We start from the raw sequence: 11,614 nt of genomic DNA, 5'->3' as shown, positions 1-11,614 counted from the left end.
TTTGTACCGCTTATTTATTAAAAAAAATAAATAATAAATATATTATAAAATAAATAATCAAATAATATAAAAATACAAATATGGATAGCCAAATACAGATTGAAAATTATAAAATCCAACAGCCGGAATCATGGGCAGGAAGTGTTGATGATGAGCAGTTAATAGAAAAAATCAAAGAATCAGATTTTTCTCGCAAGCAGATAGGAGATGGAAGGGATTACTGCTATTTTCTTGATAAGATTTATTATACGAGCAACAGCGAAAGCAATGAATATGTTTGTATGGCTTATACTCTTAATGAGCCGTCCAACTTGGAAAGAGCTTCAGTGATGGATGTTGTGGTTGAAGAAAATGAAGTATATAATATCCATAGAATAAGTGTTCTGAGAGAAGGAGTACTGATAGATAAAATACCGGACACCAAAATAAAAGTATTAGATAGTGAAAGCCAGAGCAGCGGAGGAATTTTAAGCAGTAATAAAAAAATCAATATCACCATTAAGGATTTGAGGCTGTATGATGTTTTGATTCTTGAGGATTCAAGAGTAAAGGTCTTTACAGAACGTGATTTCTTAAGAAAAGAATATTCTAAATACGTTTGGGTAAGTCCTGATAACTATTGGGCATATGGAAGTTATAAATTTACCTTTATAAATGATCGTGAGGAACCGGTTGCCTATAAAAAAGTATTCTTCAGGGATGAACAGGGGAATGTATTGGAGCCGGAAGTAAGGATTCTTAAAAAAGGTGAAAGATTTACATATGAACAGGAGAACTATATTAATCCGGTAGACGCGAACCGTGAAATTTTTCCTTTTATAGATTTTGCTACTGTAAGTAACTGGAAAGATCTTTCTAATTATATAGCTCCGATTTATGAAGAAATATATAATGCTTCCTCATTACGGGAATTTGCACCCTCTCTTATCGAAAAGCTAGATGCCATTCCGGAGCTTGATGATAAATTACAGTTTGCCATAGAATATGTCCAGAATAACATTTACTATATTTTTAATGCAGATGAGATGAATGGCCATAAGCCTCAGGAGCCTTCCGTAACGTATGAGAACAAACAAGGGGATTGTAAAGCAAAAACTGTATTACTGAAGGTGATTCTGGATTATATCGGAGTTGAAGCTTCTGTGGTATTGGTTAATTTCCGGACAGATTATTATATTAAATATTATCTTCCTTCATTATTAACCTTTAATCATGTGATCGTAAAGATTAATTATAAAGGGGAGACTTATTTTGTAGATGCTACGATCCGTGATGAATTCGGATTGATTGAGAATAGAGGGTTTATTTATTTTATGCATTATCTTGAAGTAAAGCCTGATCAGGAATTACAGCAAAGAAAACCCTATAAATTCCAGTATTACTGTATTAATGAAAAGGTGGATTTTACAGCAAAAAATAATGTGGGAGAATTAAAACTCAACACTGTATACAAAGGTAACCGTGCAAACAGCATGAGGAGGTATTTTAAAAATACTAATAAAAGGGAGATCGTGGACAGCTGGAATAATTTTCTTTTTTACAGTTTAAATTATAATAACGACCGAAACGGAACGGATATCAGGAATATTTTTAAAGATGCTGTTATAGATATTATACATGATGATAAAAAGTTGAATGAAGTAACTGTCCAGTATACAGCAACGGTAGAAGGTCCTTATTTTGTAGACTCTCAGAAGAACCGCTTCCTTATGTATTTTGACAGAAATGTTGTAAAAGGCGGAGCAAGAGATTTCATGCATAAAGACCTGCCTTTCTGGCATAATTATGATAATGAAAAATATGAGATCAGTCTCTACACTGATGAGAAAATAGATACCGAGGAAAAATATACTATTCAGGAAAGTACTATTAATAATCCTTATTTTGAATTTACAAGCCGTAAGAAAGTGACCAAGAACGGAGCGACAGTCAATATAGAATTTAAGCCTACCGTTAATACTGAAATTCCTCAAGCTGAATTTGAAAAGTTCAGAAGTGATCACCATACCATTGCTGACAGTAATTTTGGCCTGGGAATAGACATTATAGAGCCTGGGTTCATGAACCGGTTGAAATTTGGTTTTAAAAAACATTTTAAATAAAGAAAAAAGGCTTCCGGTAAGGGAGCCTTTTTTATATCTTAATTATTAGAATTTTTGTTTTCCTATCAGAAGTTCAAAAAATAATTTGAAGTCGGAAATTAAGGACCATAAAGGATATTTGAAAGTAGCAGGTTTATTCCGCTCAATAAAAGCATGGCTGATCCATGCAAAGCCATATCCGATAATGGGAATGTACCATAGAAACCTTTCTTTTCCTGAGCTTATGACGTAGCCAATAACGACAAAAATAAGTAAGGTGCCTGTAAAATGGAAAATTTTTGTTCCTGTTTTACTATGCTCATCCAGATAAAACTGGTAAAATTCTTTGTAAGTTTTAATTCTTTCTGCCATGATAATTAGTCTTTTATATTATAACTTCAAATTTATGATTTTCTGCATAACTTTTCTTATCTTTTTTTGATGTTAATTTTTCTTAAAATGCTCTATTATACATAGCTTTGTACTAAATAAAATTCACTACACTATGAAAAAATTCTATTTTGTGCTTATCCCTGCAGCATTGTTTTTAACGTCCTGTAGTAATGACGATTTGAGCAACAGCATGAGTAATTCTGAACAGGTTTCAGCAACAGAAGTAATTAATCAGTCCGGACGTTCCGGAGGGGTAGTTTATAACCTTAAAAATGTCGAAGTAAATCCTAATCTAGTTAAGATTTCTTCTGAGAATACCACGATTATAAGCCCGGATAATGAAATGCAGGACGGAAGATTCAGTTTTACAACTCAGTCCAAAGAACTTATTAAAAAGCTGGTAGCAGGAAACATTATTTATGTGAAAACAGAAGATCATACTTATTTAAGAACAATTACAGGAGTAGTCAATAATAACAACACCTTCTCATTGAATACTTCCGAAGCCCATATTGGAGATTTATTCAGTGGAGGATCGTTAGAATTATCGATAGATACTCAGGCCGCAGAGCAGGATTTGGCTTCTAAAAACCATTCTCTTCTTAAAGCAAAAGATTATAACAATAGCTTTACTTACGATATTTTTACTCATATTCCGGATTATACGGCTGGTGGATTGACATTAAGTCCTAATACTTCTGTAACTTCTACACTGAATGTAAATATGGGATTCGGAAGTTCTAAGATTTTACCAAATGCTCTGGAAGTATATTACCAGATCAATTCCGGTATTAATCCTTCTATAGCATTTTCAGGAGCAGTTAACCAAAAGTATAAGTATGACTTGATTAATAATGTGCCCTCTAACTTACTGGATCTTTTAAAATCAGTTGAAATTGAGGTCAATATTCCTACTGGTGATTTCTTGGGAGATATTCCTGCTAAAATCAGTATCGATCAGGTTAATTTCCCAATGAGCATTGAAGCTAATGTTTCTAAAGCTTCGAAATTAGCATTTAATGCTAACGGAACTTTTAAGGTAGGTTTTGCTTATTATAACAATGTTCCAGGGAAAACCAACCATTTTATCTATGAAAATACAATGACCAGTACCGGAGTAGCAGAAGCAGACCTAGCAGGAGAGGTAGCTACGGATATGGCAGTGGTAATTAAACCTAAAGTTTCTTTGTTAGATACAAACCTTATCAGTGTGAACTCTGATATCAGTTTTGGAGTGAACACTTATTCTAACGGATATGCTGGGACATCTCAGGCGGCTAACTTTTCATCTGAAGGAAACTTTTATTCTAAAGCCAGCTTCTCTTTCTCTTCTTTAGGAATTACTCTGTATAAAACAGATCTGTTCAACGAAAATCAAGAGCTTTGGAAAATTGGAAACTTTAATACAGCAATGACTTTATCCAATTTCAGAGCAACTAAAACCTCCATACTTCCTTGCAGTGGATTGAATTCTTATAACTATGGAATTACTTTAGATTATAAATATCCGATTTTAGGTAAAGTAATGTCCGGAGATTTAGAAGTTACTTATGATGTGTATGCGGATAACGGTACCTTATTAAGCCAGAAAACAGTAACGGTAACTCCTTCAAATATTACGGCTAACAGCTTTACATTTAATCTTTGCGTGCCTTTCAGACAGGCTAGTATCTTTAGTATTGCAAAGACTACCTACCTAAGAAATATTACAGTCAAAGATGCTAACGGATATACAGCATCAGGAATTATAGACCCTGCTACGGGTAATCCTTATAACCAGTTAACTTTAACAAGATAGAGCTTGTGATTAAATATTAACACTCAGCGACAGTCTTTTAAGGCTGTCGCTTTTTTAGTAAGATAAGGTAAAGATTATTTTAATTTTAATAGGTTTAAATTACCTGATTTAATAAACCTAATAATCAACTTCTTTTTAAATACAGTTTCATAGAAGCAACTCACTGATTATTAGTATCTATTTCATTTCCTTTGCATTAAAAAACTTCTATAAAGTCTCAATATCTATATAGAAAAAAGACTGTCTCATAAGAAAGACAGTCTTTGTATATTAATTTTTAAGTATTCAGCCTTAAATCCTTAATTTACTGTGTTTATAACCATAGAAGAAGTAGATAATCAATCCTATGGCAAACCATAATCCGAACCAGAACCAGTTCTCATGGCTCATTCCCGTAAGAAGATAAAGACATGAACTCAAACCTACCAGCGGAATCAAAGAAAGGTTTTTTACAAACGCTACTATACAGATAATCAGGTTAATAATAATAAAAAATACTATTGAAGCCCTGAATTCTCCTTCTTTAGGATCTGCCCAGTCTGATAACTCATGGAAAAACTCCGGTTGCCATAAGTAAAAACCTAATAATCCTCCAATGAAAATGACAGGGAATATAATTTTACCATTTACATAAGGCAAATGGAACCTTCCCGGGATTTTTTCTTTGGCAGGAAGCATCAGAACGCCACCACAAACCAGAACAAAAGCAAAAATAGTCCCAATACTTGTAAAATCAAGGATGAAGGTTTTGTCCGTGAAAATAATGGGAATTCCTACTACAATTCCTGTAATGACCGTAGCATAAGAAGGTGTTTTATATTTTGGGTGTACTTTCTGGAATCTTTGAGGCATCAAACCGTCACGGCTCATGGCGTACCAGATTCTTGGTTGTCCCATCTGGAAAACTAATAACACGGTAGTGATCGCCACAATGGCAACGAAAGAAACGACAAGCTCCATCCACGCTACATTCGCATTCGATTTTTCAAATATAAATGAAAGAGGATCTCCTACACCGTCAAATTTCCTGTAATCAACCATTCCGGTTAAAACAAGTGTCAGTGCTATATAAATTACAGTACAAAGGACTAAGGAAATGATCATTCCCTTTGGCAGTGTTTTCTGTGGATTCTTTGTTTCTTCGGAAAGAACACTTAGGGCATCAAAGCCGATATAAGCAAAGAAAACTCCTGATACAGCACTCATTACTCCAGTAAATCCATTGGGCATGAAAGATGCTACCTGGGTTTCCGGATTGACAGGTGTCCAATTCTCCGTATTGATGTAAGAAAAACCTACTAAGATAACAAGGACAATAACTGCCAGTTTTAAAATAACCAATGAGTTGTTGAAGTTTTTACTTTCTTTAATTCCAATATAGCAAAGCCAGGTGATCAATCCGTTAATAACCAAAGCAGGAAGGTCTACAATGAATTTAAGGCTTCCGAGTGGTGGGGCTGTTTTCCAGGCATTGATTAATTCTTTATTTTCGGAACCGTTAATAACTGCTTTCTTAGCTTCTGTGTAACTGCAGGTCAGGTAATCAGGAATGTGCATTCCCAGTCTTTCCAGGAAGCTTGTGAAATAATCGGACCACGAAAAGGCAACATAGATATTCCCAAATGAATATTCCATGATCAATGCCCAGCCTATGATCCAGGCAATCAGTTCTCCGAAGCTGGCATAAGCATAAGTATAAGCCGATCCTGCAGTAGGAATTCTACTGGCAAATTCAGCATAGCAAAGAGCCGTAAAACCGCAGGCAAAACCACATATTAAGTATAAAAGAATAACACCGGGACCACCCCTGAAAACTGCTTCACCCAAGCTGCTAAAGCTTCCGGCTCCGATGATGGCAGCAATACCAAAAAAGACGATATCCCAAACTCCAAGTACCCGTAAGAGATTCGTAGACGTATCTTTATCTGAGTATTGTTTTCTTCTGAAAAGTTGATTCATTTCAGTGTTTTAAATTTTAATTGAAAAAAACAAAAGTAAGGATTATTACAAAAGTATGTTAAAAAATAGCTAAAATTTCTCTTTTTTTCCTTAAACCCTTCCTCTAAACTTGCCCAAACAATAAGTTTTGTATACTTTCGTTGATAATAATAGACTAATTTTTTTATTCAAAAGAATGAAATCAAAAAAAATACTTTTAGCAGCTGTTGTATTTTACTACGGACTTTCCGAGGCACAACAGTCACAGTACTTCACACAGAAAGAAAATTACAGATTTAATCTAGCAGAAAATCTTTATCAGACCAAAATATATAACGCTTCTCAATACGAATATGCAAGACAATATTTCTATAACCAGAATTTGTCCCGTTCTAAAAAAGAGGCAGCCCAGTTTTTTGATAATGTAATAGGGGTGATTCTTCAGAAGAATCATGCAGAAGAAGGATTAACCGCTTTTATGAAAGAATATCCTAATTCTGCTTATTTTGCTCAGGCTAATTTGCCATTAGCCGATTACTATCTGGCAAAGAAGGATTTTGATAAAGCACTGGAAACCCTGCAAAAGGTAAATCAGTACCAGCTTTCAAGAGAGGAAAATACACAATACATTCTGAAACTGGGGTATGCCAAATTCATGACAGGAGACTCCAAAGGCGCTATCGAAGCATTGGAAGAAGCTTACAAAGATGTTGATGAATCTGAAAAAGGGGATATCGCTTATATGCTTGGGCATTTATATTATGCCGATAAGCAGAATGACAGAGCATTCCAGTATTTTGATTCTATCAAAGATCAGCCTAAATATTCGAGACTGGTCCGTCCTTATTATGTACAGATGTATTACAACGATAAGGATTATGATAAAGCTATTTCAGAAGGAAATGCTTTGCTGAATGAAAATATTTCTGAATCCTATAAAGCAGAGGTTCATAAGATTATCGGGGAGAGTTATTTCATGAAGAAAGACTATACTTCGGCTTATCCTCATTTGAAAGATTATCTGAGTGTTCAGCAGAATCCATCTGAAAATGATTTATATGAAATGGGATTCGTGGCTGCCCAGCTTAAAAAATATGATGAAGCGGTTTCTTATTATAACCAGTTGCTTAACAGCAATTCTGCATTAGCTCAGAATGCTTATTATCAGCTAGGGAATGCATACCTGGCAGTGGATAAGAAGCAGGAAGCTCTTTCTGCGTTCAGATCTTCTTACCAGATGAATTATGATGCTAAAGTGAAAAAACTGGCCCATGAGCAATATGCAAAATTGAGCTATGATATAGGAAATCCATTTGAAAGTCCTTCTACGGTAATCCAGAATTATATCAATGAGAACCAGAACGGAGGTAACTCTTCTGAAATGAGGTCACTTCTTGTGAAATCTTATCTGTATTCAGGAAACTACAAAGAAACACTGAATGCAATCGACAGACTGCAGAATTCAACTCCTGAAATCAATAAAGTAGATCAGGAAGTTTCTTATTTATTGGGAACTGAAGAATTTAATAAAGGAAATTATGACGAAGCGGAAAAATATTTTCTGAGAAGTCTTGAATTCAATATCAATAAAGAGTTTAACAACAGGGCCTTGTACTGGCTGGCTCAGACGTATTATCAGAAAGGAAACAACCCTTCCGCGATTGTGCGTTATGAAAAACTGCTTAATGAAAGCTTTCCTGAGAAGCAACAATTACCTTATGATTTAGGATATGCTTATTTTAAATCCAAGAAGTTTGATCAGGCCGAGAAATACTTCAAACAATACCTTACCAATCCGAAGCCTGAATTTAAAAATGATGCGGAACTTCGTCTCGCCGATATTTATTATGCCAATAATCAGCTGAATGAGGCGATTGCCATTTACGATAAAAATGATGACGCTTCAGATTATACTTTGTATCAGAAAGGAATGGCATTAGGATTCAAAGGGGATACCCAGGCGAAGATTACTACCCTGAAAACTTTTGTATCCAAATATTCTGATTCAGAATTCTACGATGATGCTTTATATGAAATCGGAACAGCTTATGCGGATCAGGATGATTTTTCCAATTCCAATGATTATTTCTCTAAGGTGATAAAAATATCCTCTGATAAAGATTTAGTTGCTAATGCCTCTATTTACAGAGCGCAGAATTATATAGATTTAAACCAGAGCGATAAAGCGCTTTCAGAACTAAAGTCTTTAGGAGAGCAGTATAAAAATACGGCTTATGCACAGAAAGTAGTACAGGCTGCCAAACCGATTTATACCAAAAACGGAGATGTTGCAGGATATGAAAGCTTTGCAAGAAATATCGGGGTAAACATTGATGCTTCCGAAATTGATGAGATTAATCTGTCAACAGGAAAACAATATTTTGCGAAGAAAGATTATAAGAATGCGATTTCTTATTACGAGAAGTACCTGACTCAGAACCCGACAGGAGAAGGTCTATATCAGGCTAAGTATGAATTGGGAGAAAGCTATTACCAAACCAATAATTCAACAAAAGCTTTATTGATATTACAGGAAGTGGCCAATGTACAGAACGATTATCAGGATGATGCGAGAACCCGAATTACTCAAATTTATCTTGCACAGGGTAAAACTTCTGATGCTAAAAAATATCTGATAGGACTTCAGAATTCTTCCAATGTTAATATTAAGAATTACGCTAATGTGGAGCTGATGAAGATCTATGCGGACGAGAAAAATTTCTCGGAAGCTGAAAAATTGGCTAATGCTGTAATTGCAAATAATAAAAACTCAGCTTCAGTAATAGAATCAGCAAAGGTGATTAAAGCAAGAAGCCTGATGAATTCCGGAAAAGATAAAGATGCCCAGACAGCATATACTTCTTTGGAAAAATCTTCTAATACAACGGTAGCAGCTGAAGCACTATATGCAAAAGCTTATTATCAGAATAAAGGAAAAGCCTTTAAATCTTCCAATGAGACGATCTTTAAATTGGCTAATAACTATGCTTCGGAAGATTATTGGGGTGCAAAAGCTCTAGTGTTGATGGCTAAAAATTATATAGGGTTAAAAGACAATTATCAGGCAAGCTATACCTGCGATCAGATTATTACTAATTATCAGGACTTCCCTGATATTATAGCTGAGGCTAAAGAAGTTAAAAAGCAGATTAAAAAGTAAAAAGTACTGTCGTATTTATGTAAAATGTATGGACAGTTAATGATCAGTACATTCTACTTAATACATTAATACAATAAGTAATGAACAAGAGAATTCAATTATTATCTATATTATTTTTAGGGATTTCACAGATTGCGTTTTCCCAGATCAAAGAAGAAAAGCTTATTCTTAATAAAAAGAGAGAACCGGAAGTAAAGAGGATTGAGAAAAAGAAAACCTCTATTGAAACGGTGAAGAATTATCCGCCTGAAGAAAAATCTCAGAATCCTGTAAAATATACCATTACAGATGTTCCTGCCGTATCTGATTTTAAAACATCTACGATCCAGGGGGAAGATGTAACTCCGAAATTTGACGGAACAGCCCAGAATAATTATGTTCAGTTCGGAATGGGAAATTATGGAAAGATCCTGGCCGATGCCAATATTTCTAAAACACTGGAAAATAAAATAGAAATCGGAGCTGATGCCCATGTACTTTCCACTAACGGACTAAAGAAGGACTATGACTGGAATTCCAAGCAGACCTCTGCCAATATTGCAGCATTTATGAATGCTTATGGAGATAAGGGTAAATTTAATTTGAATGCGGAATACGGTCTGAATAACTATAATTATTATGGTATTTATGCACTTAATCCGTCTTCAGATGTTGATTTGAAACAAAGAGTTAACCAGTTTAAAGTAAACGGATATTATGACTTCTATTCCAATGAAATTCTTAACGATGTAAGAGTAAAGTCTTCCTTCTTAAAAGATTATTTTGACGGAAAGGAAAACCAAGCTTCCATTTTAGCTAATTTATCCAAGCATGCCATTGAACTTTCTACGAGCGGGATTAATTTGAATGCAGATTTAGGAGTTGGATTGGAAACGGTAAAAACTGATTTTGCGATCAGAGAAAAAAACTCTTCCAATTATTTTAATACAAGCTTAGCACCTAAGTTGACGTTTGCTAAAGGAGACTCCTATTTAATGATCGGATCTTCATTTGCTTTTCTGAATGGAAAAAACTCCAGCGATCAGATGGCTCAGGTAAAAAATAATAAAACCTATTGGTTCCCTCAGGCTGAATTCCAATATGCAGCAGCAAAAGAATTCAAATTTTATGGTGGAGTAGACGGAGGTTTAAAACTGAATACTTACGGTGATCTACTACAGATCAATCCTTATATTCTTTCCGATCAGATGTTGAAGCCGACTGAAACCAAATATCATTTCTATGTCGGTTTAAGAGGAGATATAGATGAAACCTTTAAATATGATGTTTCTGCAGGATACGGAAAAATGAAAGATATTCTTTTCTATCAGGGAAATGGACTGTTTGATAATGAATATACGCTTAACCGTTCTGCTTATAACTTTGCCAATACTTTCTCTGCTGTTTATGATGATGGGAATGTAAGTGACATTAAAGGAAGCATTCAGTATTTCCCATTAGCAAACTTAATTATAGACGGGGAAGTGAAGTTCACAAAATATGACCTTAAAAATTATAATGATATTTATAACATTCCTTTACTGAATGCCAGTATCGGAGCTAAATATACAATGCTTGAGAAAAAACTCATATTAGGGTTTAAAGGAATCTTTGCCAGTGACAGAACTACCAATTCTTTTTCTATAGAGGGAGTGTCTGATCCTCAGGTTATTAATGCTATGATGTATCAGTCTACTGAAAACAGAGATGATAAAGTAGGAGGATATGCAGATTTAAATCTTTCCGCAGAGTATAAAATTCACAAAAATTTCAGTATTTTCGCGCTTGGAAATAATCTGCTAAGCTCAAAGTATCAGACTTACAAAGGATATAAAGTGCTTGGAGCCCAGATCTTAGGAGGGGTGAAGATTACATTCTAAATTAACCGGCTGCATAGTTTAATGGATAGAACTTCGGATTTCGGCTCCGACAGTGAGGGTTCGAATCCTTCTGCGGTCACAAACCGCCCTGTTTAAGGGCGGTTTCTTTATTTTACATTAGATCATATTATTTATTGAGGTTGATATTTTTTATAATATATAGAAAAATGGAAAATAAAAAGAAGATTAAAGCTAGCAATCCAATTAAAATATATTTTAATACTTTGTATTTTTTTGATTTTTCTCTAGTCACCTTTATTGGCGGATTTTTTATCTTCGAAACCTTAGTCTGTTTTCGTCGGGTTTGTCTATTAGCCATGAATGTTATTTGTTTTATAAATCTATGATTTGAATTAAATGAGGAGTTAAAAGTTTTTTTATTAAG

General features: G+C 34.5%; 6 protein-coding genes and 1 tRNA gene. 5 read left to right on the top strand and 2 right to left on the bottom strand.

The window, feature by feature from the left end:
- Positions 1-80: 80 nt before the first annotated feature.
- Entirely contained in the window at positions 81-2,102 is a 2,022-nt protein-coding gene (locus Q0A18_RS13955; RefSeq protein ID WP_292010766.1) for a DUF3857 domain-containing protein, read from the top strand.
- A 45-nt stretch (positions 2,103-2,147) separates the two neighbouring features.
- Here Q0A18_RS13955 and Q0A18_RS13950 read toward each other — a convergent pair whose 3' ends face one another.
- The gene (locus Q0A18_RS13950; protein WP_292010765.1) at positions 2,148-2,453 is read right to left on the bottom strand and encodes a DUF962 domain-containing protein; all 306 of its coding nucleotides are present in this window, start codon (positions 2,451-2,453) and stop codon (positions 2,148-2,150) included.
- A gap of 133 nt (positions 2,454-2,586) precedes the next feature.
- On the opposite strand from Q0A18_RS13950, the gene Q0A18_RS13945 reads away from it, so the two are divergent.
- Positions 2,587-4,272, top strand: coding sequence for a hypothetical protein (locus Q0A18_RS13945; protein WP_292010764.1), 1,686 nt, complete (start codon positions 2,587-2,589; stop codon positions 4,270-4,272).
- A 291-nt stretch (positions 4,273-4,563) separates the two neighbouring features.
- Here the strand turns inward: Q0A18_RS13945 and Q0A18_RS13940 are convergent, their stop codons facing one another.
- Positions 4,564-6,231 carry an amino acid permease gene (locus Q0A18_RS13940; RefSeq protein ID WP_292010763.1) on the bottom strand — a complete coding sequence of 556 codons (1,668 nt, stop codon included), beginning with the start codon at positions 6,229-6,231 and terminating at the stop codon, positions 4,564-4,566.
- A 175-nt stretch (positions 6,232-6,406) separates the two neighbouring features.
- On the opposite strand from Q0A18_RS13940, the gene Q0A18_RS13935 reads away from it, so the two are divergent.
- The 3 genes from Q0A18_RS13935 (at position 6,407) to Q0A18_RS13925 (ending at position 11,308) form a co-directional block, all read left to right on the top strand.
- A complete protein-coding gene (locus Q0A18_RS13935) occupies positions 6,407-9,370 on the top strand; it encodes a tetratricopeptide repeat protein (RefSeq protein ID WP_292010762.1) in 2,964 nt (987 codons plus the stop codon).
- A gap of 80 nt (positions 9,371-9,450) precedes the next feature.
- Entirely contained in the window at positions 9,451-11,229 is a 1,779-nt protein-coding gene (locus Q0A18_RS13930; protein ID WP_292010761.1) for a TonB-dependent receptor, read from the top strand.
- A gap of 7 nt (positions 11,230-11,236) precedes the next feature.
- Positions 11,237-11,308 (top strand) — tRNA-Arg (locus Q0A18_RS13925).
- Positions 11,309-11,614 lie beyond the last annotated feature (306 nt).

The organism is Chryseobacterium sp., from assembly GCF_022712095.1.
In the GTDB taxonomy this organism is placed as follows: domain Bacteria; phylum Bacteroidota; class Bacteroidia; order Flavobacteriales; family Weeksellaceae; genus Chryseobacterium.
Note: the sequence above shows the minus strand (reverse complement) of the source record. Positions and strands in the feature narration are given on the sequence as shown.